Source organism: Streptacidiphilus sp. MAP5-3, from assembly GCF_041262505.1.
Classification (GTDB): domain Bacteria; phylum Actinomycetota; class Actinomycetes; order Streptomycetales; family Streptomycetaceae; genus Streptacidiphilus.
In genome coordinates this window covers 48635-72039 of the sequence record NZ_JBGCCL010000010.1, presented here as the reverse complement: position 1 = coordinate 72039, position 23405 = coordinate 48635, and the positions used below count along the sequence as shown (strand labels likewise).

Genomic DNA, 23405 nt, shown 5'->3' with positions numbered 1-23405 from the left:
TTCCAAGGTCTCAGAGGTCTCGAAGTCCCAGAGTTCCAAGGTCCCAGAGTGCCAAGGTAAGGACACCAACATGAGCAGTCTGACCGAACCGCCGGTCGCGGTCGTCGTCGACGGCTACTCCGCCGGGAACTACTACCCCGAGGCGTTCGGGCGGCTCGGCGCCCGGGTGCTCCACGTGCAGAGCACCCCCGAGCTGATCCCCTCCATGCTCGCGCCGGATCTCGGCGCGTACGCGGAGAACATCGTCTCCTGTGACGAGCAGGTGCTGGCCGACAAGCTCCGCCCGCACCACCCCGTCTGCGTCATCCCCGGCCAGGAGTCCGCCGTCATGCTGGCGGACCGGCTCAGCGAGGCGCTGGGCGTGCCGTCCAACGGAACGGCCCTGTCCCCGGCCCGCCGGGACAAGTACGAGATGATCGAGGCCCTGCGCCGGGCGGGTGTGCGCTGTGCCGACCAGTTCAAGAGCGGCGACGTCGAGGCGGTCGTCACCTGGGCCGAGGAGCGCGGCAGTTACCCGGTCGTCGTCAAGCCGCTGAGCTCGGCCGCGTCCGACGGCGTCCACATCTGCCACGACGCCGCGCAGGTCCGCAGCGCCGCCGGGACCGTGCTGGCCGTACCGGACATCTTCGGCGGGACCAACACCGAGATCCTGGTGCAGTCCTACCTCAAGGGCACCGAGTACATCGTCGACACCGTCAGCAGCGACGGCCGGAGCTACGCCTGCGGCGTGTGGCAGTACGAGAAGACGCTGCTGCTGTCCGGCAAGAACATCTACAACCGGGACATCCTGCTGGACGCGGACACCGATCCGGTTCCGGCGCTGATCGCCTACGTCGACGAGGTGTTGGCCGCGCTCGACGTGCGGTGGGGTCCCGCGCACACCGAGGTGATCGTGACCGACGAGGGCCCCACCCTGGTCGAGATCGGCACCCGGCTGAACGGCAACATCGACGCCGGTTTCCACGACGTGTGCCTGGGCCACAACCAGGCCTCCCTCGCGGCGCTCGCCTACACTCGCCCGGAGGAGTTCCGGGAGCAGTACCTCGGGCGGACGTACCGCCGGGTCCAGCCGGCCGTGGTCTACAACACGCCGACGGAGCTGGACGGTGTCGTCGAGTCCGTCGACGCGTCGGTGGTCGAGGAGATCTCCGGGCTCGGCAGCGTCCACCGCGTCGCCGTCAAGCTCGCGCCCGGCTCCCGCATCCGGCCCACCGTCGACCTGCTGACCAGCTCGCTGCGCGTGTATCTGACGGCCCCGGACGAGGAGCGGCTCACCGCCGAGTACCTCCGGGTGCGCGACCTGAAGGACGACGTCTACCGCGTGCGCTGACCGGCCGGCTCCCTTCCGGACCGCCACGGGTCGGAACCTGCCAGAGGTGTGAACCCTCACAGGTCTGAACCCCCCACAGGTCAGTACCCCTGCGCGTCAGTACCCCCCGCGCGTCAGTACCCCGCGCGCGTCCCAACCCCCGCGCGTTTTCCGCCCGTCGGGCGATCCCGCATGTCTTCCGCCCCGTCGGGCGATCCCCCGCACCACCCATCCTGTTGCGTCATGTGAGTCATGGAGGACAGCTGTGCACAGCCGTATCGGTATTTTCCTCTCGCCCGTCCACGAGACCGGCCAGGACCCGCACCTGGCGATCCGCCGCAACCTCGACCTGGTCGAGTACGTCGACGAGCTCAACTTCGACGAGGCATGGTTCGGTGAGCACCACACGCTGGGCTGGGGCCTGGTGGGCGCGCCGGAGACCCTGATAGCCGCCGCGTCCCAGCGCACCCGCCAGATCAAGCTGGCCCACGGCGTGGTTCCGCTGTCCGGCCACCACCCCTTCCACGTCGCCAGCCGCGCGGTGCACCTGGACCACCTCACCCGTGGCCGGTACATCCTGGGCGTCGGCCCCGGCGTCCCGTTCGACGCGAAGATGTTCGGCCTGGAGCAGCCGGTGCAGCGGCGCCGTCTGGAGGAGGCTCTGCCGACCGTGCTGGAGCTGGTCAACGGCGACGAGCGGATCACGCAGAGCACCGACTGGTTCGAGCTCAACGCCGCCAAGCTCCAGCTGCCGCGGTTCAGCCCGCAGGGCATCGAGGTCGCCGTGGCGACCTCCGGGACCTCGCAGTCCAGCCCGCGCCTGATCGGCCGTTACGGCCTGAGCATGACCTCTTTCGCGCTGCCGTTCGCGCTGATGACCCCGGGCGCCCCGGCCCACATCGGCCTGGCGCACCAGTGGAAGTACGCCGAGGAGGCCGCGGCAGAGCACAACCAGACGCTGGACCGCGACAAGTGGCGTATCGCCCTGCCCGTCCACGTCGCCGAGACCCGCGAGGAGGCGTACAACGACGTCCGCGAGGGTTACGACCGCTGGCTGTTCGAGTACTTCGGCAAGGCCGCGGGCCGCGACGTCATCGACGAGCACACGCCGCGTTCCAGGGCGCTGGAGGCCCGGGTCGAGGCGGGCGGCGCACTGGTCGGCTCGGTGGAGGACGTGGTGGAGGGCATCCGCCGGATGCAGGAGATCACCGGCGGCTTCGGCTCCCTGCTGGTCTACGTCGCCGACTGGTGCTCGTGGGAGAAGACCAACCGCAGCATGGAGCTGCTGGCGCGCTACGTCGCGCCGCAGATCAACGGCTCGGCGGCGCGTCCGCAGGAGGCCGTGGACTGGGCCATCGCCAGCCGTCAGAAGTGACCGCGGCGGGCACCGGGCGACCTGGCAGCAGGGCGCTCGGACGAGCCCGACCACGTCCGGGCGGGCCGGGGCCGGCCGACGAGCCGGCCCCACCGCCGGGCAGCAACCCCACGACACCCCACCCACGCCACGCCCCATCACGTCACACCCATCACGTCACACCCATCACGTCGACCACGTCGCCCGACGGCGGTGCCGGATCAGGGCAAGCCGGATCAGGGCAGGAGAGCGGAAGAACTGATGCTGGACCAACTGGATCAGATGGACCATCTCGACCAACTCGGCCAACTCGGCCAACTCGGCCAACTCGACCAGCGCTCGTTCCGAGACATTCTGGGCCGGTTCACCACGGGAGTCGCGCTGATCACCGCGCGGACCCCCGAGGGTCCCGTGGGAATGGCCGTCAACTCCTTCACCTCGGTGTCCCTCGACCCGCAGTTGGTCGCGATGTGCGCCGCGCACACCTCGACCACCTGGCCGGCCATCCGCGCCGCGGGCGGCTTCGCCGTGACGATCCTCGGCGACCGCCACGCGGAGCTGTGCCGGACGTTCTCGCTGCGGGGCACCGACCGGTTCTCCGGCCGGGACTGGGCGCACACCCGCGCGGGGCACCCCGTCGCGCCCGACGGTCTGGCGTGGCTGGACTGCCGCATCACCCAGGTCCACCCGGCCGGCGACCACGACCTGGTCATCGCCGAGGCCACCGAGGGCGCCCTGGCCGAAGAGGCGGGCCCTCTGGTGTTCCACGCCGGCCGCTTCGCGGAGCTCGTCGCCTGAGGCCCGCTCCGTCCCCTGTCGGGTCGGCGTCACCCGCTCCACCCCGACTGAAAGAAGGGCTGTTCCGCGTGCACGTGACCGATCATCCGCGAGCTCTCCTGCCGTCCCAGCACGGAGCGGAGGAGGGCGGCCTGACCTTCGTCAGAACCGCCCCCCGCCATCTCGTCGACCGCGCCGCGGTCGCCGAGGTGCTGATCACCGACTGGCAGCGGCTCGGTGCAGAAACCTTCCGCCTCGGTGCCCAGTGGCCGCGTGGGCACTCGTTCTACACGCCGCTCGCCGGTAGTTGGCACGATCCCCTGCTGATGGCCGAGACGCTGCGACAGGCCTCGTCCCTCGTCGGGCACCTCTACTACGGGGTGCCCGACGGACACCCCTGCTCCATCGAAGCGCTGGACGTCGAAGTGGTGCCCGCCGCGCTCCTGTTGGGGCAGCGCCCGGCCGAGGTCAGCCTGGAGGTCTCCTGCCGCGACGTCCGCCACCACGGGGGCCGGCTGGCCTCGATGACGCTGGAGGCAGGCTTCCTGCGCGGCGACACCTTCGCCGGAACGGGCCGCCTGGTCCTGCGGAACCTGGAGCCGCCCGCAGAGCCGCCCACGGACGCGGACGCGGAGGCGGAGGCGAACGCGGACGTCCTGCCCGAGCTCTCCGAAGCCGTTCCCGCGGTCGTCGTGGGCCGACTGCACGAGCACGACGTGGTGCTCGGCATGAGCAAGCGGCCCTCCGAGCCGGGTACGTACACCTGGCAGCTACGTGTCGACCCCACCCACCCGGTGCTCTACGACCCATCGGCCGACCGGATTCCGCCGATGCTGTTCCTGGAGGCCGCGCGGCAGGCGGCGCAGGCGGTGTGCGCGCCGTACCGGATCCTGCCGGTCGACATCCGCAGCGCCTTCCGCGCACGGGCGGAGCCGGGCCTGCCCTGCACGGTGACCGCCATGCAACTGCCGTCGCAGGACGCCGGAGAGGACGCGGTGGTCCGGGTGACAGCGACCCAGGACGGCCAACTGGTGTTCGACAGCGTCGTGGTGGCGAGCCTGTGCGACTGAGGTGTGCCCCGGGGGCAGACGCAGGCTTGAAAAAAATACAGAACGTTATGTATTCTTTTTCTGTCCGCCCCTGACGAAAGAACCCAGCTTGGGGAGATCTCACGTGCCCACGCACCGCTCGCATCGATCCCGACCGGACGTCACCGCCTTCGCGGAGAACCTGTTCGCGGTCCTGCCGCGCACCGACCAGCGCAAGTGGGCCGAGGTCTACCTGCGCGGCCTGCTCACCGTGTCCGGTCGCAAGTCGCTGCGCCAACTGGCGCTGGCCGTACCGGGTTCGCCCACCGCGTCGCAGTGCCTGCAGCAGTTCATCAACGCCAGCCCCTGGGACTGGGCGCCGGTGCGCCGGGAGTTGGCCCGCACCGTCGCGGCAGCGCAACCGCCGGACGCCTGGACGATCGACGCCGCCGTCATCCCCAAGCGGGGCGAGCACTCGGTCGGGGTGCACCGCCGGTACGTCCCGGAGGCCGGCCGCGCGCTCAACTGCCAGGTGGGGCTGGGGTTGTTCCTGTCGAACGAGGAGTCCAGCATCCCCGTGGACTGGGAACTCTTCCTGCACGAGAGCTGGCGCACGGACGCGGACCGACTCCAGCGGGCCCGGATTCCCGACGAGGTGTCCGGCCGCTCCGAACTGGCGCAGGTCCTCGACCTGTTGGACCGCCGACCCGTCGAGTCGGCGTCGCCCACGACGCCCCTGGTCGCCGACCTGTGCGAGCTGGCCTGCGCCGACCGCCTGCCGGCCGAGCTGGCCGGGCGCGGTGTGGACTACGTCGTGCGCGTCCCGTCCACCCAGCTCCTCGCCGCCGTCACGGCACCGGGCCGCCCGGCGGCGGCGCGCGCGGCCGTGGACCTCCTGCCCGCCCGGCCCGCGCGGCGCGGCGTGCCGATGCTCGTCTCGGTGCCGGTCCGACTGCCCGGCTCGGAACTCCCGCACCGGCTCTGGGCCCACGAGCCGCGGACGCCGGGTATGCCGGAGACACAGCCCCACGCCAGGCGCTACTACCTCACCAGCCTGGCCGAGGCCGGTGCGGACCGGATCATCTCGCTGCTGCGCCATCTGGAGCGCACCCGGGCCGCGATGACAGTCCTGGGCGACGGCTTCGGGATGCGCGACTTCGCGGGGCGCTCCTTCCTCGGCTGGCACCACCACATGACGATGACGTCCGCCGCCTACGCCTACAGCCGCATGACCGAAACCAGCCGCCTGCCCACGGTCCGTATCCCCCACCCCGCCCACCCCACTCCCTGCGCCGGCCTGCCCCGAGCCCGCACACTCACCTCCCGCCCGGGCCACCGGCGCGGCCGACCTGCGGCACGGGTGTAGCGACTACCTGCCGTAGCAGGTGCGGCGGTGACCGAGAAACCGAGCTGACTCTCCGTCAGTTACTGCCGGTGCTCCGGATCGCACGGAGGATCCGGTTCGCCCAGTCGGCGGGTCGCTCGTGGCCGAGAAGTTCGGAGAGCCGGTTCATGCGGGCTCGACGTTCGATCGGGGCGAGGTCGAGAGCTCGACCCAGGACGGTGCTGAGGTCTTCTATGGAGTGGGGATCGGTGAGCAGGGCAGCCTCTCCGAGCTCGGTCGCAGCGCCGGCGTGGCGGGAGAGGACCAGGACTCCCGGTTCGACCTGATCGTGGGGAAGCGCGCTCCGGGCGGCGATGAACTCCTTGGCGGTGAGGTTCATGCCGTCCTGGAGCGAGGTGATCCAGAGGACGTCGGCCGTCAGGTACTCGTCGACGACCTCGGTGCTGGACAGGCGGCGGGGCAGATAGTCGACCGGTTGCCAATGTCGTTGCCGCCACCGGGCGTTGATCTCGCCCACGCGTTGTTCGAGGTGCCGACGGGTGGTGTCGTACGCGGTGATGCCGGCCTCGGGCGGCGGGCAGACGAGCCGGAAGGTGAGTCGGCCGCGCAGTTCGGGTCGGCGGGTGAGCAGGTGGTCGATGGCGTCGACCTTCTGGATCGGGGCCTTGACGTAGTCGAGGCGTTCGACCGAGAGCACCACGTGGCCGGTGGCCGTTCGACGGTGTGGGGCGCGGAGGCGGGCGAGCTTCTCGATGACCGGCCGGTCGATTCCGAGCGGGTGGACGGCGGTCGGCGGCGGATGAGGCAGACCGGCGAGGGCCCCACGGAAGTGTGCGGCGAAATCGTCGGTGTGGAAACCGGCCCAGTCGAGGCAGGCCAGTGAGGAGCGCAGTTCGGCGGCGACCGGGAGGGCGGCGAAGGTCTCCGGGGCAGGGAACGGGGTGTGGTGGAAGAGCCCGGTTCTGAGGTCGGGTCGGATCCGACGCAGCAGACCGGGAACGAGCCACAGGTTGTAGTCGTGCAGCCAGACCGTGGCGCCCGGGGCGGCCTCAGCGCTGATGTGCTGGGCGAAGCGGTCGTTGACCGTGCGGTAGTCGGCCCAGAAGCGCTCGTCGAAGACCGCACGATCCGGCTCGGACATCAGGATCGGCCACAGCGCGTCCTTGCAGGTGCGGTGGAAGTAGCCGCTCCAGGTGGCCGTGTCCACCGGCACGGTTGCCAGGGGCGGGGAGGCGGGTCGCGGGAGCGGGGCCTGCTGGTCGCGCCCGGTCAGAGCGGTGACCCAGATGCCCTGCAGGCTGCCGCCGACGTCGGCGAAGGCGCTGGTCAGGGTGGGCAGGATGCCGTTGGGGCTGGTGGGTGGCTGCCAACTCTCGCCGTTCCAGTGCAGCGGCGGTCGGTGGTAGGCCACCACGAGGGAGTGTCGTCCTGCGGACCGCTCAGAACCGGGCTCAGAACCGGGAGCGGGACCGGGACCGGGACCGTGGGTCGGGCGGAGGCCGGGATCGTGACGGGAGTTGAGCCAGCCGAGGTCTCGCAGCGCCGCATGGATGCCTGCCGCGCCGGCCTGGCCGGGACGGTGCACGCGTGGGTCATCGGCGAGAGCCGTGAGCAGTGCGGGTTCGGCACCTGCGACGACCACTGCGTGCGCGCCGGTCCGGAACAGCGAGAGGTCGTTGAGCGAGTCTCCGGCGACCAGTATCGAGTCGGGCTGCCAACCCAGCTTCTCGGCCAGAGCCCGAAGCGCGTTCCCCTTGGAGGCTCCTGCCGGCAGGACGTCGAAGTAGCGGCCCGCCGAGTACACCCACGTGCAGCCGAGAGTCTCGACGGCTGCCGTGAGTTCCCCGGTGAGCCCGTCGGGGCCGAGGTGGTAGGAACAGCGGCCGTCCTGCACGACGCCGTGTTGGTGGACGAGTTCGGGAAAACGGCGCAGCGCGGCGCGGATCCGCTCCGCCCCCGGCCATCCGGCCCGCAGCTGTTCCTGGATCGGGTCGACGGGGGTGAGGTCGGCGCCGTCGATGACGGTGGCGCCGACATCGGCGATGATCCACCGTGGCCGAGGGACGAGCGGATCGCGAAGGACCTCACGGATGGAGGCCAGTCCGCGTCCGGTGGCGAAGACCAGGGTCAGCTCGCCATGACGGGCCAGGGCGTCCCGTAATCGACGCCGGTCGTCGCGAGTACCGCCGAGCAAGGTGCCGTCCAGATCGGAGACCAGAATCCTTGGCATGCAACGGACAGTAACACGATCACCACGCGCGGTGAAGTATTCACCTGATGTTGGTGATCACCGCCGGGGTGACCGGTCGAGGTGGCGGTCGAGGTGGCGGTCGAGTTCCGTGGCGCCCAGGGCCGCGCTGGAGCCGGGGCCGGTGGTCGCGGCAGCTCCGCAGACCGACGCGGCGGCAAGACAGTCGGACAGGCTCCAGCCGTGAAGAAGCCCGTGCACCAGACCGGCGTTGAAGCAGTCACCCGCCGCCGTCGGGTCGATGGCGTCGGCCCGGGACGCGATCGGGACGTCGAGGCGCTCGCCGTCCCGGACGGCGGTGGCACCGTGCGCGCCGCGCGTGACCACCAGGGTGGGCACCAGGTGGCAGAGGGCCGCGATCGCCTCATCCAGGTCGTCGGCGCCGGTCAGTCGCAGGGCTTCGCCGTCGTTCGGCGTGAAGACGTCGACCAGCCCGAGCACGTCGCGGACGGCCAGATCGTCGAGGGTCGCGGGCGTGTCGTGGCAGTCCATGACCACCAGCGTGCCGAGGCGCCGTGCAACCCGGAGCGCCGCTACCGTCCCCTCATCCCAACGCAGTTGGGGAAGCATCAGAACGCGGGGGCGGAAGCGCAGCAGCAGCGGGACGAGCGGCTCGGGGTCGATCGGGTCCTGGAAGCTCACCATCGCCCGGTCTCCGCCGGACGACAGGGCGACGGTCAGACTCCGTACCGGGAACGGGTGCCGACGGAAGGCGGCCTCGTCCAGCCCCTCCTGCTCGGCGCAGGACAGCACGTGGGCACTGAACAGGTCCGTGCCGAAGTCCGCACTCCACACGACCCGCCGTCCGAGCCGGTGCAGCGCCATCGCCAGCGTGTACGCACCGCCCGGCACCAGGCCGAAGCCGTCCGCGAAGACCTCCGTCCCCGGCAGCACCGGCCGCCCCAGTCCGTGGAACACCAGGTCCGTGAAGTAGGCCCCGGCAACCAGGACTTCACACGGTCGCACGGCCCCGTTCGTCTCCATCCGGCGAGCATAGGGTCACCGAAACGGCCGCACGGGGTGAAACGGCTTCTCCTCCCGGTCACGCTTGTCGGTATCAGCGTCGTAGGACGTCACCTCAACCACCAGCTGCACCCGGTCAGCACTCGCCCACTCCTCCGGCCCGGCGAAGATTCCTCAGTAAGCGGTGGAAGGAGCTACCGGACGTGGATGAGACAGTCGGTCAGTGCGTCCTCGAACAGCGCATGCAGTCCATCGGCGTCGACTTCGACGCGGCCGACGACCAGCAGTGCGATCAGCCCGTGGGCGGTCGCCCACAACCGCAGGACGTGCTGCTCGGGATCAGGATCTCCCGCGGTCGCGAGCAGGTCGGTCATGAGGTCGCCGACCGCCTGCCCCTCCGCCCAGGCCTCGATGGCGGGCACACGCACGCCGCCCAGGCCGTACATGAGCTGATAGAGGTCGGGTTCGGTCAGGGCGAAGTCGAGGTAGGCATGCCCCGCACGCCGCAATGCCGCGGCCGCAGCCGCTGCGTCCCCAGCGTCGGAGTCGAGCCCGGCCTGTCGGCCGGCCGTGGCCATCGCGTCCCGGAGCCGGGCGAACCCCTCGCGTACCAGGGCGTGGAGGATGTCGTCGCGGCCGGTGAAGTAGCGGTAGGCGAAGTTCGCGGAGTACTCGATCTCCTCCGCGAGCCGGCGCATGGTCACCGCGTCCCACCCGTCGCGGCGGGCCAGGTCCCGGGCCGCGGACAGGATCGTCTCCCGCGCGGCGGCCCGTTCCCGGTCCCTCCGACGCTGCGCCGGCGTCAGTTGTCCGTCAGACGTCACTGGTCGCCGTTCTCGCCGTTCTCACTGGTCTCGCCGGCGAGTTGGGCGAAGAACGCCTGACCGTCGATCTGGTCCCAGTGCTCGACCGCCATCCCGTCGACGACCCGCCAGATGTCGATCGAGTTCATCTCCACCGGGCGGCCGGTGGGCGGCATCCCCAGGAACGGACCCCGGAACGTGGCCCGGTAGGTGAAACGGCCCGCGACGCGGTCGCCGTCGACCAGGACGTCGTCCAGGGTCACCTCGGTGTCGGGGAACGCGGCGAACCACGTCCTCCAGAACTCCCGGTTCGCCTCGCGGCCGTCCTCGACGTGGAAGTTGTGGTTGATGTAGTCCTCGGCGACGAAATCGTCGACCGCGTCGGGGTCGCGACCGTTCATCATGTCCGCGAACGCGTGGGCGACGGTCTGGGCGCGGTCCTGCGTAGTGCCGGTGCTCATGACTCCACCTTTAGATCGGTTACGACGTAACCAGTGTGTACATCGTAACCGATCTAAGTCAAGCGATCTTGTCCGGCATGCGGACGCGTCAGATCCGTTCGGCGGTCAGCTGCCAGCTCGGCAGCAGCAGCCGGCCCTCGTCGTCGATGTCGAGGGTGCTGAGGTCCATCGCGGAGCCGCCCTTCTCCAGGAGGCTGCGGACCTTCTCCTTGGTGAACGTCGTGGCGTATCCCCGGCGCTCCAGCCGGTGGATCGTCCACCCGTCGCTGAAGGTCTCGCGCAGGTACTCCTCGGAGTTCCGGTAGGCCGGGATCTCCGCGGGCAGCCGGTCCGAGAAGCACAGCAGGTGCAGTCGCGCTCCGGGCTCGCAGATCCGGTGAACCGCGGAGATGTAGCTGCGCTGCGCCTCTTCGTACAGGCAGTGCATCAGCGCGCTGTCCACCACCGTGTCGAACGGGCCGACGACCCCCTCCATGGTGGTCGCGTCGGCCACGACGAACTCGGCCTTCAGCCCGCGCTCACGGGCCTTGTTCCGGTTCTTCTCGATCACGCTCGGGGACACGTCGATCCCGGTGACCTGGTAGCCGCGCTCGGCGAAGAACAGCGCGTTGTCCCCGAGTCCGCACCCGGCGTCCAGCACGCGGCCGGTGATCTCGCCGGCCTGCTCCAGCTCGCGGATGACCGGCTGCGGCTCCTTGATGTTCCACGGGATCATGTCGAGACTGGCGCCGATCTCGCCCGGCTGGGTCTTCCCGTCCCGGTACAGCTCCTCGTAGTCGTGCGGCTGCAGAAGCTTGAGGTCCTGCTGTCCTGCCATGAGTGATTCACCTTCCACGTGGGGCGTTCAGGCGGCGCGGCGCTCGTCGGCGCGGCGGTCAGGCGGCGCGGCGGTCAGGCGGCGCGGCGGTCGTCGGCCGGTCGGCGGCGCAGGCTCGCGCGCTCCAGGGCCGGGTGCGTGTAGGCCGGGTCGAGTGCGCCGATGTCGGTGCCGGGCGGGACGATCGCGTCGATCTGGTCGAGCAGGTCGTCGTCGAGGGTGGTCTCGGCGCCTGCCAGCAGGTTGTCGAGGTGTTCCATGGTGCGGGGCCCGATGATCGCGGAGGTCACGCCGGGGTGGGCGATCGCGAAGGCCATCGCCAGGTGCGCCATCTGCAGACCCGCCTTGTCGGCGAGCGGGATCAACTGCTCGACGACATCGAGCCGGTGCTCGTCGCTGAGGTGCTTGAAGCCGTACTTGGCCCGGTGCGTGTCCGCCGGCCGGCCCTTGCGGTACCGGCCGGTGAGCAGGCCGCCGGCCATCGGGCTCCAGACCAGCGCGCCGATCCCGTACTGCTGGCAGACCGGCAGCACCTCGCGCTCGATGCCGCGGTTGAGGATCGAGTAGGCGGGCTGCTCGGTGCGGAAGCGCTGCAGGCCACGCCGTTCGGCGACCCACTGCGCCTCGACGATGTCCGAGGCCGGGAAGGACGAGGAACCGATCGCCCGCACCTTGCCGCTGCGGACCAGGTCCGACAGCGCCGAGAGGGTCTCCTCCACGTCGGCCGTCGGGTCCGGCCGGTGGACCTGGTAGAGGTCCAGGTGGTCGGTCTGCAGGCGGCGCAGGGAGTTCTCGACCTCGGCGATGATCCAACGCCGGGAGCTGCCGCGGTGATTCGGGTCGTCGCTCATCGGAGCCCAGACCTTGCTCGCGAGGACGACGTCGTCGCGGCGGCCCTTGAGCGCCTTGCCGACGATCTCCTCGGACTCGCCCTTCGAGTACATGTCGGCGGTGTCGACGAAGTTGATGCCCGAGTCCAGAGCCTTGTGGATGATCCGGATCGAGTCGTCGTGGTCGGGGTTGCCGATGGCCCCGAACATCATGGCCCCCAGGCAGTAGGGGCTGACCTGGATGCCGGTCCGTCCCAGTGTGCGGTACTTCACGCGGTCCTCTCAATCGACGGAGAAACGGACGGTCACTCAGACCGTCTGCCGGGCAACCAACTCGTAGAAGGCGGTGACGGTGTGGGCCTGCCGCAGTTCGCTCTGGGGCAGAACCACCTGGAACTGCTTCTCCACCTGCGCGACGATCTCGATCAGGTTGAGGGAGTCGGCCTGGAAGCGGTTGACGAAGTCCTCGGTGGGGTCGATCTCCTCCGGACTCAGTGCCAGGACCTCCGCCACGATCGCGCGGACCCTGGAGATCGGGTCTGAGATCCGGTCGTCGGTGTCGTTCATCCGCCATCCTTTGTTCGCGCCGTTGCTGGTGTGGTTGCGAGCAGACTCGCGGCCGGACGGGAGACGACCAGGACCGAGCCCACGGTGAGGACGGTTCGGTCGGCCGCCCGTGTCTCACCGGTGAACTCACCGACCGCACCGGAGTGGTGGTTGAGCCGCACATGGTGTTCCAGGACATCCCCGGGGATGGCCGGCGCGGCGTAGGTGAGGTCGCGGATGCCGACCATCAGCGGGATCTCCTCCGGCGGGCCGAGTTCGGCGAGCGACCACAGCAGGGAGACGGCCTGGCCGAACGACTCGAGCAGGAGCGCCGACGGATACGCGAACCCGTCGATGCCGGTGCCGTCCTCCAGGTCCCGGTAGCAGGCTTCCCCGCCGGTGACCGCCTTGGTGGCGACGAGCGCGCCGGGCGGCGAGAACTCTCGGACGGTGTCGAGCAGGAGCATCGGGGGACGCTGCCGGAGCCGGCCGCGCACCTGGCTGTGGTCAAGCATGGGACGTCACCGGTTCGAGCGTGACGGACAACTCGGCCGCCATCCGGCCGTCGGCACGCGCGCCTCGGGCGTGGACCCCGACCCGCCCGCTCGCCTCGGGAGTCACCAGCAGCGAGAGCTCCAGTTCGTCGCCCGGAAGCAGCGGGCTGGCGAAGCGGGCGCGGTCGATGCTGCGCAGTTGAAGCTCAGCCCCGCTGGCGAAGCAGGCTGCCTGGCGCACGGAATCGATCAGGAGAACCCCCGGCAGGATCGGGAAGTCCGGATAGTGCCCGGCCATCTGCGCGGTGGCCTGATCCACGGGCATGCGCAGCGTCACCCGGGTGCCCTCGGGGGTCTTCTCGGTCCGAGGCGGGCGGCCCATCGCGTCGAACACCGTCGCTCGTCGGGTAGGCATGGCGGTCCTCAGCCCAGGCTCGGTCGGGAAAGGAGGCGCTGCGCGAGCTCCTCCACGTAGTCGGTGATCGTCTCGTCCCGGTCGAGGTAGGGAACCACCTCGCGCGTCTGCTCGTAGAGCCGCCGGGTCGCGGCCGACAGACCCTCCGTGCCTCGGATGTCGACGGCCTGGCAGGCGCAGAGCAGCTCGAAGGCGACCACGTAGGCGACGTTGTCCAGCACCTCCCTGGCACGCCTGGCAGCGACGAAGCCGAAGGAGACGATGTCCTGGAAGTCCGCGGTCGAGCTCAGCGACTGGATGGACATGGGCATGGCCTTCGCCCGGGTCTCCGCGGTCAGCGAGGCGGTCATGAACTGACCACCCATCAGCCCCAGTCGCAGGCCCGGGTCCTCCCGGCACAGGAAGGCCGGCAGCCCCTCGCTGTTGCTCTTGTCGAGGTAGCGGTCGATGCGGCGGTTGGACAGGTTCATCAGCGTGGTCATCGCGATCGCCAGGTGATCCATGGCCATCGAGACGTACTGCCCGTGGAAGTGCCCGTTGTGGAACACCTCGGCCTCGTCGGGGTCGACCAGCGGATTGTCGTTGGACGAGTTGAGCTCGTCCTCGACGACCTGCTCGATCCAGGCGAGGCTGTCCACGACCGGCCCGAGGATCTGCGGGGTGCACCGGATCGAGTAGGCGTCCTCGATGGACTGCGATCCCGCCTTCGTGTCGTCCCCCATTTCGCCCGAGAGAAGGTGTTCGGTGTCGAGTTCGTCGACCGCGAGCGTGGAGTCGGCCAGCGTGTTCCACAGGAACTCGGCGACCGCCTGCTGGCCCTTGTGCGGCTTGAGCTTGTGGACCCGCGGGTCGAACGGCTTGGTCTTGCCGGCGAGGCCCTCCACCGACAGCGCCGAGACCAGCAGATACGACTGCAGCAACCGCCGGGCCCGCGCAACGTTGATACTGCCCAGGCCCACCATGCCGGAGGTGCCGTTGATCAGCGCCAGGCCCTCCTTGTAGCTGAGCTCCATCGGCTCGATGCCGACCCGTCGCAGCGCCTCGGCGCCCGGGAGGACCTCGCCGTCCAGCCTCGCCTTCCACTGGCCTATGCAGACCAGGGCGATCGCGGCCAGGGGTCCGAGGTCGCCGCTGGTGCCCAGCGACCCCTTCTCCGGCACGCACGGCACGACACCCGAGTTGCGGATCGCGATCAGCTTCTCCAGGTTGGTCAGGGAGATGGCCGAGTTGCCGCGGGACAGCGACACGATGCGGGAGGTCATGATCGCGCGGACCGTGGTGTCGTCGAGGCGGTCGCCCACGTTGGTCGCCACCGCGTTGAGCAGGTTCTGCTGGAGCTGCCGTGCCTTGGAGACCGGCACCAGCCAGTTGACGAACCCGCCCATGCTGGTGTTGACGCCGTAGATGACCCGCTCCTCGGCGACGAACTTCTCCAGCATCTGGCGGGATGCCGTAACGCGTCCGCGAACAGCGTCGTCGATGGCCACGGGGTCGGCGGAGACTGCGGTCGACTCGATCTCGGTCAGCCGAACGCGCTGGCCCAGGGACAGGGTGTACGTCACGTGTCTCTCCTAAGCGTTGGTGGCGTGCTGTGCATTCGGTGCGCGCCGCGGAGCGGCCAGTGATCGGGTGAGCACCGCGCGGTCGACCTTCCCGTTCTCGGTCAGGGGGAGCTCGGGCAAGGCGTGGATCGATCGGGGCACCATGTAGGCGGGCAACTCCCGCGCGCAGAAGTCGAGTGCCGCGCGCACGTCGAGTTCCGCTTCCGGGCGGTCGAGGACGACGGCCGCCATCAGGACGTGGTCTCCGGCGCGCGGCACCAAGGTGGCCGCGGCTGCCGTCACCGTGGGAAGGCGCGTCAGAGCGGCCTCGATCTCGCCCAACTCCACCCGGTTTCCACGGATCTGCACCTGGTAGTCGGACCGGCCCAGGAAGTAGAGCTCGCCCTCGTCGCCCAGGCGGGCCAGGTCGCCCGTGCGGAGCACCACCTGACCGTGTCGCGGCTCGGCCGGGTCGGGCACCAGCACCGCGGCCGTGGCCTCGGGGTCGTTCCAGTAGCCGGTGAAGAGCGACGGGCTGCGCAGATAGATCTCCCCCGTCAGGCCGGGCTCGCTGACCACCTCTCCCTGGCGGCCCACGAGGGTCATCTCGGCCCCGGAGTGGGCGTGTCCGATCGGCAGCCGGTCCTGATCGGCCGGCAGCGGATTCGGGACGTCGGTGAACGAGGCGGCCATCGACTCCGTCGCTCCGTAGCCGTTGACGAGTCGTACGCCGGGAAGCGTCTCCTGCAGCCGCCGGAGCTCGGGGATCGGGAACTCCTCCCCCGCGAAGACGACCGAGCGCAGCTGCCCGAGCTCTTTCAGGAGGTCCGGATCGACGCGCAGGACCGGACGCCAGAGTGACGGAACGCCGTGAACCTGGGTGACCTCGGCGTCCTGCAGAAATCCGACCATGCGCCGCGGCGAGTCGAGGTTCGCGCGCGGTACCGGGACGAGCGTGCCACCTGCGGCGAGGGCGACGCCGATCCCGAACAGCGCGAAGTCGAACTGGAGCGGTGAGGTGCCGGCCACCCGGTCGTCGGGTGCGACCAGCCCGTCCGACAGCATCGCGCGGAGGAACGTGACGATCGACCGGTGGCTCATCACCACGCCCTTGGGGGTGCCGGTCGACCCGGAGGTGAAGATGATGTACGCGGTGTCGGTGGCCAGCACGTTCCGCCGCCGGCGCACCCTGCGCGTCGGCGGGCGCTCGACCACCAGCCCGCCCGGGCCGAAGTGCGCGCTGCCGACCCCGGCTGTCGGCTCCCGGTGCTCCAGGCCCTCCGCCCGTGCGTGGAGCGCGGGTTCGACCGACCCCAGGATCGAGCGCAGGCGGGCGTCCGGCGACTGCGGGCTCACCGGCACGAACGGCAGACCCAGCTTCGCGCAGGCGAGCAGCAGGGCCACCGACACGGCCGAGGTGTCCGCCTCGACCACGACGCGGTCACCGACATCAAGGCCGAGGCCGTCCAGGACCGCTGCGTACTCCTGCACCTGACGGTCGAGACGGCGGTAGGAGATCTCCTGCAGAGCGCCGTTCTCGTCCGCCTCGACGATTGCCGGCTTCTCCGGAGTGGTCGCTCCAGGCCCCATGAGCAGCCGATAGAGGTTGTCCGCGGAAGGATGCGTGCGTTCCATGGCTTCTCCCGTCTCAGTCGAGTGGTTGTGGCCAGCAGAGCCGCTGGTCCTGCCGTGTCGCTTCGGGGCCTTGGGAGGAACTGTCGGGCACAGCGTGCGAGCCGGACTGGAGCCGGTCTGGAATGCCCGGTCTAGGCGAGTGCCTGAAGGCACTCCTCGAAGAAGGCGAGGGCGCGCAGGTGGTAACTGCGCGCCGCCCAGCCGAGACTGATGTTGTGGCCTGCACTGGACTGGCGCTCCACCCGGACGACCGGGGCCTTGCTGAGCCGGGAGGTCAGCTCGGCGAGGTCCGGCTCGTCGTGCAGCCACCAGGCCTCGTGCTCGGCGAAGGTCAGCCGCAACGGGACGTCGATCCGCGGCGCCAGTTCCTCGAACATCTCCGGCCACAGGTCCACCTCGGCGGACTCGCGGACGGGTATCGGGGCGACCAGGGCCTCGGCCGCGCGGAAGGTACCCGCGGGGTAGAGGCCCAACGGCCCCCAGTTGCGCTCCCATTCCAGGTGGCGGCGGAGCCGCTTCCGGTCGGCCGACGGAGCGCTGTAACGGTGACCGACACCGGAGGCGTCCACGGCGAGCAGGCCGGGGGTGCGCGCGGCGGTCACCAGGGCGAGCTTGCCGCCGTAGGAATGGGCCAGCAGCACGAACCCCCGTCCGACAGCGTGCCGTTCGGCGAACGCGTCGAGCGCCCCGGACAGCACGGCGGCCTGCTCGTCCAGGGTCAGGCCGTCCGGCACCTGCTCCGCGGACCGCCCGTACCCGGGCCGGTCCAGGGCCAGCACCGTGAAGCCGAGCTGGGCGCCCAGCGTGAGCAGGGACAGGTCCGGCTGGGCCTGCCCGTCGAAGTAGCCCGCGCGCATGCCGCCGCCGTGCACGGCGACGACGGTCGCCCGCGGCGGCCCGGCAGGCGGCTCGGCCAGCAAGCCGGAGAGAGTGAGGCCCGCGGTCCCGGTCCCGTTGTCGAAGGTGTCGAGAAGGATCGGCCGCACCCCGGCCGAGTGTGTCGGCAACGGCTTCTTCCGGTCCGTCCTGGACTGGCTCACGGCTGGTTCGGGGTGAGTCGTGGCGGCGCCGTCCAGGTGAGACCTGCCGACTCTGCGGCTGTCGCGGGGCCGGCCCAGGGATCCTCCTCGTGGATGTCGAGGACCTGCTCACGCAGCCACAGGTCGAAGGGGTGCTGCGACTCCGTCCAGCGCTTCCTGGTCCGCTCCGGGTCCGCGGTCTCGAACTGCACGATCACGTGGTCCCGATCGGGGCGCGGGTCGATGCGGAGCACCTCGTGGGTGATGCCCAACCTCCGCCGCGAGGCCTCGTACTCGCGTCGGCGCGGCCCCTGCAGCTCGGCGGTGAGCCGGTGCCAGTCCGTGGACCTGCCGCTGTTCAACGGCACGGTGCGCACCACGGACCGGACGCCCGGAGCGGTGTGACGGCCGCCCTTGCGGGGCGCCAGCATCCGCATGCCGAGCGCGGCGAACATGTTGGACGCCACGCCGTGCTCCCAGCGCTCGGCGATCCGGCCCTCCTCGTCGAACCGCCAGAGGACGATGCCGACGGAAAGGAACGAACGGCCCGTGGGAGCCATGCCGAGCAGTTCGCCCTGGTGGGTGCCGCGCCAGGTGTTGTGGATGACGACCATGTCGTCGTGTGCGCTGATGTCCTCGATGGTGACGTGGAAGTCGGGGAACGCCTCACGCAGGCCCGCGATGGTGTACTTCACGCCCTCCGTGCCCTCGGGCGCGCCGGGCAGGCCCGCGTGGTCGACGATGTCCGGCCGGTACACCTCGTCCACGAGGGAGAAGTCACCCTGGTTGACGAACTCGGCGAAGACGCGCCGGATCGTCGCCTTGTTGCGTTCCCCGGTGCTTTCCTCGGAGCTTTGCTTGGTGCTTTCCTCGGTGTTTTCCGACGCCGCCGGGTTCGTGGCCGCAGTGGTCACAACAGCAGTCCTCTCAGCGTGAGTTGAGTGCGAACGCGCTCACGTCGCGTCGGCGACCGGGCGCGGGGCCCACCGCGTGGCGTAGGCGACGTGCTCGTTTTCCGCCTGCTGGAAGGTCTTCTTCCAGCCGAGTTTCATCACCCGGTCGCGCAGCCAGATGGCGGCCGGGTTCTGCAGCGAGCCGACCACGCCGATGCGATGCGCCAACTCCTGCATCGGCGCGGTGCGTTGCTGCCGCTCGGCCTCGTAGGCGCGCAGCGCCTGGGTGACGGTGGCACCGGGTGCGGCGAGCTGGTCGGCCAGTTCGAGGGCGTCCTCGATGGCCAGGCAGGCGCCCTGCCCGATGTTGAAGCTCATGGCGTGGGCGGCGTCGCCGAGCAGGGTGACCCGGCCCCGGCCCCAGACCGCGTCGGGTTTGCGGTCCACGACATCGCCGCGAATGATGCTCTCCGGAACGGTCGCGTCGAGGATGCGCTCGACCGGGGCGGTCCAACCGGCGTGCCGGGCGCGCAGCATGTCCAGGGTCTGCTCGGGCGTGCCCTCGTCGCGCCCGCCGGCCGGGCCGTTGGCGACACTCATCCAGTGCACGACGCCGGGGGCGATGTCGTAGTACGTGAACCGGACCCCGGGGCCGAACAGGGCTCGGAAGCTACCGGGCTGGAACTCCTCGGCGGACATCTTCGCGTGGCCGCGCCAGGCGATGTAGCCGGTGTAGTCGGGCGGCTGGGGGCCGAGCAGTTGGGAACGGACGGCGGAGCGGACGCCGTCGGCTCCGATCAGCAGGTCGCCGTCCTCGGAGGTGCCGTCGGCGAAACGGACGGTCACCCCGTCGGCGTGCTCGGTGTACCCGGAGACCTCGGCGCCGGTGACGATGCGAGCGGTCACGGCCTCGCGCAGGATGCCGTGCAGGTCGGAGCGACTGATGGCGACAGTGGGCTGCCCGTAGCGCTCGACGAACTGGCCCACCGGGTACTCGCCGATGACGCGACCGGTCGAGGTCGCGAAGTGGCACACGTCCTGCGCGGGAGCGATCTTGGCGACCTGGTCCGCGACCCCGAGGTGGGCCAGCGCCAGCATGCCGTTGGTGAAGATGTGCAGACCGGCGCCGCCGTCGCGCAGTTGGGGCGCGCGTTCGAAGACGACGGAGTCGATGCCCTGTTGCTGGAGTGCCAGTGCGGTCGCGATGCCGCCGAGCCCACCACCGGCGATGAGAACCTTGCGTGACATGGGTCCCTCCTGGAGGTCAGTGCGTCTGGTTCGGGCGGATGGTTCGAGCGGATAGTTCGGGTTCTGCGTCGGACAACTGACGGATGATCAGCTCGGGAGCGGTGCGCGCCAGGTCACCGAAAGCCCGGTGTACACGTACCGGCTGGCCTCGATGCCGAGCAGCACGATCCGGTCGCCGGGCCGGATGCGCCCCGAGGTCCAGCCCGCGTCCAGCGACAGCGGCACCGCGGCCGAGCCGGTGGCCCCCACCTCGGCCAGGTTCTCCACGATCCGCCCGCTGAGTGCCCGGATGTCCTCGGCTGACAGTCCGGCGCTCTCGTACTCGACGGCGAAGTAGTCGGCGTTGCCTTCCGGCAGCACGATCGCGTCGAACTCGCCGAGCGTCCGGCCGTCCTTCCTGGCCATCTCCTGGATGGCACGGACGAACACGTGCGGGCTGAACGCGGTGGTCCCGGGTACGTCGAGCTTCATCTGGATCAGCTGGCGGCGGCGCAGCTGCTCCGCCTGCGGCACGTCCGTACCGCCGCCGATGATCTCCATGCCGGGCTTGCGCAGGCCACCCACGCAGGCATTGACGAAGGCGAACTCGTCGGCTGCGTCAGCCGGTTCAGCGACCGGTTCGGCCCGCAGGACCACGGCTCCCGCACCGTCACCGAACGTGTACAACGTGAGCCGGTCCCGCATCCGCACGCGCGCCGGGTCCTTGTCCAGGAAGAGCGGCGCCAGGATCGGCGAGCCGGCCTCGCTGCCCACCACGAGGGCGGTGCGCGCCGTCCCGTCGGCCAACTGCCGCCGCGCCAGGTCCAGCGCCTGGACCCAGCCGGCGCAGGCCCCGCGGATCTCGATCGCGGCAACGCTCTCCAGGCCCAGGTAGTGCTGCAGGGTGGTGGCGACGCCGGGCAGTGTGTACTCCGGCGTCGCCGTGCACACCACGATCAGGTCGAGCTCGTCGGGCTCGACCCCGGCCCGTTCCAGGGCCTGCCGGGAGGCACGCTCGGCCATCCGGCTGTTGTTGATCCGGTGCTCGCCCGTGGCCGGGTCGATCATCCAGTACCGGGTCTTGACCTGGATGCCTTCGAGGACGTCGTCCGGCAGCGGCCCGACGAGCTTCTCCAGCGCGGCGTTGTCGATCGGATCGCCGGGCACGTACCCGCCGGTGGAGAGAATCTTCACGTCGTACGCGGTGGTCATCGGGCAGACTCCGTTCCGGGCAGGTGAGCGGGGCAGACGGGGCAGACGGGCGACAGGACCAGCGAGGTGTGGGTGCCGCCGAGGGACGAGCTGTTGATCAGGACCGGCCCGTGGTCCCCGCCCTCGCGCCAGGCGCCGACGGCGAGGACCGCCGACAGGTGGGCTCCAGCGCCGACCGGCTCGCCGAGCACCCGCTTCGGGGCCTCGAACCGCACCTGGTCCACGCCGAACACCCGGTCCACAGCGGCCTGTTCGGCACGGTCGGCGGCGGCCAGTCCGGCCGCGTTCGCCCAGACCGCCGACACCTGGTCAGGCCCGACCCCGGCGCTGCGCAGTGCCCCGCGCATCGCCCGCTCCACACCGTCGCCGGACGGGTCCCAGCGGCCGATGCCGCAGGCGTCCGACGCGGTCGCGTGTCCCCGGACCACGGCGAGGATCGGGGCGCCGCGCCGCTCGGCACTCGCCCGGCGCTCCAGCACCAGCGCGATGCCGGCCTCGGCGAGCGTGTACCGCCGCCCGGCCGCCGAACCGAACAGCGGGATGCTGCGGTACGCGTCCAACGTGGCCGGCGAGAACGCCTCCACCGCCGGCACCAGCAGGCACTCGGCGCGTCCGGCGCGCAGCATGTCGTACGCCACGCCCAGCGCTGCGGCGCCCGCCGCGTGACCCGACGTCAGCGTCGACGTCGGCCCCTTGGTACCCAGGCCCATGGCGACATGGCCGGCAGCGCCGTTGAACACGGTGTTCGTGAAGACGGCCGGGTTCGCTTCCTGCGCGCCCTCGGCCAGCACCGGGACGGTGAACCGTTCGCCGCTCTCCATCGGCCCGATCCCGGTGCCGAGCACCACACCGGTCGCGGCGACGGCAGCCGCGTCGCCGTCCACCGCCGCGGCGCCCAGGGCTGCCCGGCTCGCGGCGACCGCCAGCTGGGAGACCTTGTCCATGCGCCGGCGCTCCCTGGCGGTGCCGGCGGCCGAGCGGTCGAACTCGACCCGGGCCACCCGCAGTCCGTCCTCGAAGGCACCCTGCCGACGCCCGGACGCGTAGGCCTCCCAGAGCGCCTCGCCCCCCTCACCGGCCGAGGTGATCACACCGAACCCGGTCACCACGACCTCGTCCGGACCGACGGCCGGAGCCGGCGCGGAGGGGCCGCCGGGGCGGGCGAAGGCGATGGTCGCGTTGGCGCCGGCGAACCCGAAGTTGTTGGACAGCGCGGTGTCCAGCACCATCGGGCGGCCCGTCCCCGGCACCGGGTCGAGACCGCACTGCGGATCCACTCCGCCGAAGTTCGCGGTGGGCGGCGCCACCTGGTCGCGCAGGGCCAGCACGGTGACGATGCCCTCCACCGCACCCGCCGCGCCCAGCAGATGGCCGATCATCGACTTGGTGCTGGACAGCGAGGTCTTCACGGCGGCGGCCTCGCCGAGCGCGGCACGCACCGCGTTGCTCTCCGCCGAGTCGTTCTTCTCCGTGCCGGTTCCGTGCCCGTTGACGTACCGGACGTCGTCAGGGGTCAGGCCCGAGGTCGCCAAGGCCGCGCGGATCGCCCGGGCCGCGCCCTCGCCCTCGGGGTGCGGCGCCGTCGGGTGGTGGCCGTCGGCGGTCAGGCCGTAGCCCAACACCTCGGCGACCACCGGGGCACCGGTGCGCTCGGCCGCCTGCCGCGACAGCAGAAGGAGCATCCCGCTGCCCTCGCCCAGGGTCAGGCCCGACCGGTCCTTGGAGTAGGGGGCTGCGGGCTGCGGGGAGAGCGACCACAGACTGCTGAACCCGGCGAACGCCGACTCGGTGAAGGCGTCACTGCCGCCGACGAGCATCGCGTCGGCCGCGCCGGCCCGGATCACCTCCAGGGCGTGGGCGATCGCGTGCGCGCTGGAGGCGCAGGCGGTGTTGACACTCAGTACCGGACCCTTGAGGCCGAAGGCGGCCGACAGCGCCTCGGCGGCGGCCTGAGGCGGTACGAAGGTGTAGCGGCGCCAGTCGGGCGTGCCGCCCAACTGCACCTCGCGCAGGGCGAGTTCCGCGCTGCGCCAGCCGGCGTGACAGGTCCCGTACGCGACACCCCAGCGCTCGGCCGGGATGTCCGCACCGACCCGCAGGCCCGAGGAGGCCATGGCCTCCTCGGCAGCGGTCAGCGCGTAGTCGACGGACAGATCACGGGAGTCGACGCCCGGGGCGTAGTCGTAACCGGGCGAAGAGGGTTCGGTGACCTCACCGCCCAGGGTGGTCTGATAGCCGTCCATCGGCAGGCGGCGCACCGGAGAGATCGCGACCTTCCCCGCGCGCACCCCGTCCCACAGGGCCTCGGCCGAACCGCCGTGCGGGGTGATCGCCCCCACGGCGACGATCACTACGCCGACGGCCCGGTCAGGAACGTCAGCGACAGGAACGTCAGCCACAGAAGCGTCAGTTGCAGGAACGTCAGTTTCAGGAACGTCAGTCATGCGTCTGCTTCCTTCTCCGACAGGGCTGCACGGCTGCACGGCTG

At 70.7% G+C, this 23405-nt stretch carries 21 protein-coding genes and 1 pseudogene; 5 read left to right on the top strand and 17 right to left on the bottom strand.

The window, feature by feature from the left end:
* Nucleotides 1-70 precede the first annotated feature (70 nt).
* The 5 genes from ABH928_RS17390 (at nucleotide 71) to ABH928_RS17370 (ending at nucleotide 5834) form a co-directional block, all read left to right on the top strand.
* A complete protein-coding gene (locus tag ABH928_RS17390; protein ID WP_370067261.1) occupies nucleotides 71-1330 on the top strand; it encodes an ATP-grasp domain-containing protein in 1260 nt (419 codons plus the stop codon).
* 244 nt (nucleotides 1331-1574) lie between these two features.
* Nucleotides 1575-2684: an LLM class flavin-dependent oxidoreductase gene (locus tag ABH928_RS17385; protein WP_370067259.1), complete on the top strand. Its 1110-nt coding sequence runs from the start codon at nucleotides 1575-1577 to the stop codon at nucleotides 2682-2684.
* Between the two features lie 240 nt (nucleotides 2685-2924).
* Nucleotides 2925-3461 (top strand): flavin reductase family protein, encoded by a 537-nt coding sequence (locus ABH928_RS17380; RefSeq protein WP_370067257.1) that lies wholly within the window; start codon nucleotides 2925-2927, stop codon nucleotides 3459-3461.
* Nucleotides 3462-3529: 68 nt separating this feature from the next.
* Entirely contained in the window at nucleotides 3530-4510 is a 981-nt protein-coding gene (locus tag ABH928_RS17375) for a ScbA/BarX family gamma-butyrolactone biosynthesis protein (RefSeq protein WP_370067255.1), read from the top strand.
* 103 nt (nucleotides 4511-4613) lie between these two features.
* Nucleotides 4614-5834: an IS701 family transposase gene (locus ABH928_RS17370; protein WP_370067253.1), complete on the top strand. Its 1221-nt coding sequence runs from the start codon at nucleotides 4614-4616 to the stop codon at nucleotides 5832-5834.
* 55 nt (nucleotides 5835-5889) lie between these two features.
* Here ABH928_RS17370 and ABH928_RS17365 read toward each other — a convergent pair whose 3' ends face one another.
* The 17 genes and pseudogenes from ABH928_RS17365 to ABH928_RS17285 all read right to left on the bottom strand — a co-directional run bounded on the left by ABH928_RS17365 (nucleotide 5890) and on the right by ABH928_RS17285 (nucleotide 23316).
* Nucleotides 5890-8043, bottom strand: a complete 2154-nt coding sequence (locus ABH928_RS17365; protein WP_370067251.1) for an HAD-IIB family hydrolase — start codon at nucleotides 8041-8043, stop codon at nucleotides 5890-5892.
* Nucleotides 8044-8100: 57 nt separating this feature from the next.
* A complete protein-coding gene (locus tag ABH928_RS17360; RefSeq protein WP_370067249.1) occupies nucleotides 8101-9045 on the bottom strand; it encodes a carbohydrate kinase family protein in 945 nt (314 codons plus the stop codon).
* Between the two features lie 42 nt (nucleotides 9046-9087).
* A pseudogene (locus ABH928_RS17355) lies at nucleotides 9088-9192 on the bottom strand (Uma2 family endonuclease); the annotation flags it as partial.
* A gap of 26 nt (nucleotides 9193-9218) precedes the next feature.
* Nucleotides 9219-9848, bottom strand: a complete 630-nt coding sequence (locus ABH928_RS17350; RefSeq protein ID WP_370067247.1) for a TetR/AcrR family transcriptional regulator — start codon at nucleotides 9846-9848, stop codon at nucleotides 9219-9221.
* A complete protein-coding gene (locus tag ABH928_RS17345) occupies nucleotides 9845-10288 on the bottom strand; it encodes an ester cyclase (RefSeq protein WP_370067245.1) in 444 nt (147 codons plus the stop codon). The genes ABH928_RS17350 and ABH928_RS17345 overlap by 4 nt, the downstream gene beginning before the upstream one ends.
* Nucleotides 10289-10376: 88 nt before the next feature.
* Nucleotides 10377-11105, bottom strand: a complete 729-nt coding sequence (locus tag ABH928_RS17340; RefSeq protein ID WP_370067243.1) for a class I SAM-dependent methyltransferase — start codon at nucleotides 11103-11105, stop codon at nucleotides 10377-10379.
* 74 nt (nucleotides 11106-11179) lie between these two features.
* A complete protein-coding gene (locus ABH928_RS17335) occupies nucleotides 11180-12208 on the bottom strand; it encodes an aldo/keto reductase (protein ID WP_370067241.1) in 1029 nt (342 codons plus the stop codon).
* A gap of 36 nt (nucleotides 12209-12244) precedes the next feature.
* Entirely contained in the window at nucleotides 12245-12502 is a 258-nt protein-coding gene (locus tag ABH928_RS17330; RefSeq protein WP_370067239.1) for an acyl carrier protein, read from the bottom strand.
* On the bottom strand, nucleotides 12499-12996 hold the full coding sequence (locus ABH928_RS17325; protein ID WP_370067237.1) for a 3-hydroxyacyl-ACP dehydratase FabZ family protein: 498 nt from the start codon (nucleotides 12994-12996) through the stop codon (nucleotides 12499-12501). The genes ABH928_RS17330 and ABH928_RS17325 overlap by 4 nt, the downstream gene beginning before the upstream one ends.
* Complete coding sequence (locus tag ABH928_RS17320; RefSeq protein WP_370067235.1) at nucleotides 12989-13390, bottom strand: 3-hydroxyacyl-ACP dehydratase FabZ family protein; 402 nt, start codon at nucleotides 13388-13390, stop codon at nucleotides 12989-12991. Before ABH928_RS17320 ends, ABH928_RS17325 begins: the two co-directional genes overlap by 8 nt.
* Nucleotides 13391-13398: 8 nt before the next feature.
* A complete protein-coding gene (locus tag ABH928_RS17315) occupies nucleotides 13399-14952 on the bottom strand; it encodes a phenylalanine aminomutase (D-beta-phenylalanine forming) (protein WP_370067233.1) in 1554 nt (517 codons plus the stop codon).
* Between the two features lie 9 nt (nucleotides 14953-14961).
* Nucleotides 14962-16566: an AMP-binding protein gene (locus ABH928_RS17310; RefSeq protein ID WP_370067231.1), complete on the bottom strand. Its 1605-nt coding sequence runs from the start codon at nucleotides 16564-16566 to the stop codon at nucleotides 14962-14964.
* 131 nt (nucleotides 16567-16697) lie between these two features.
* Nucleotides 16698-17552 (bottom strand): alpha/beta hydrolase, encoded by an 855-nt coding sequence (locus ABH928_RS17305; protein WP_370067229.1) that lies wholly within the window; start codon nucleotides 17550-17552, stop codon nucleotides 16698-16700.
* Between the two features lie 50 nt (nucleotides 17553-17602).
* On the bottom strand, nucleotides 17603-18499 hold the full coding sequence (locus ABH928_RS17300; RefSeq protein WP_370067227.1) for an ester cyclase: 897 nt from the start codon (nucleotides 18497-18499) through the stop codon (nucleotides 17603-17605).
* Between the two features lie 39 nt (nucleotides 18500-18538).
* On the bottom strand, nucleotides 18539-19726 hold the full coding sequence (locus ABH928_RS17295) for an FAD-dependent oxidoreductase (protein ID WP_370067225.1): 1188 nt from the start codon (nucleotides 19724-19726) through the stop codon (nucleotides 18539-18541).
* 87 nt (nucleotides 19727-19813) lie between these two features.
* Nucleotides 19814-20917 (bottom strand): 3-oxoacyl-ACP synthase III family protein, encoded by a 1104-nt coding sequence (locus tag ABH928_RS17290; RefSeq protein WP_370067223.1) that lies wholly within the window; start codon nucleotides 20915-20917, stop codon nucleotides 19814-19816.
* Entirely contained in the window at nucleotides 20914-23316 is a 2403-nt protein-coding gene (locus tag ABH928_RS17285; RefSeq protein WP_370067221.1) for a beta-ketoacyl synthase N-terminal-like domain-containing protein, read from the bottom strand. The genes ABH928_RS17290 and ABH928_RS17285 overlap by 4 nt, the downstream gene beginning before the upstream one ends.
* Nucleotides 23317-23405: the final 89 nt, after the last annotated feature.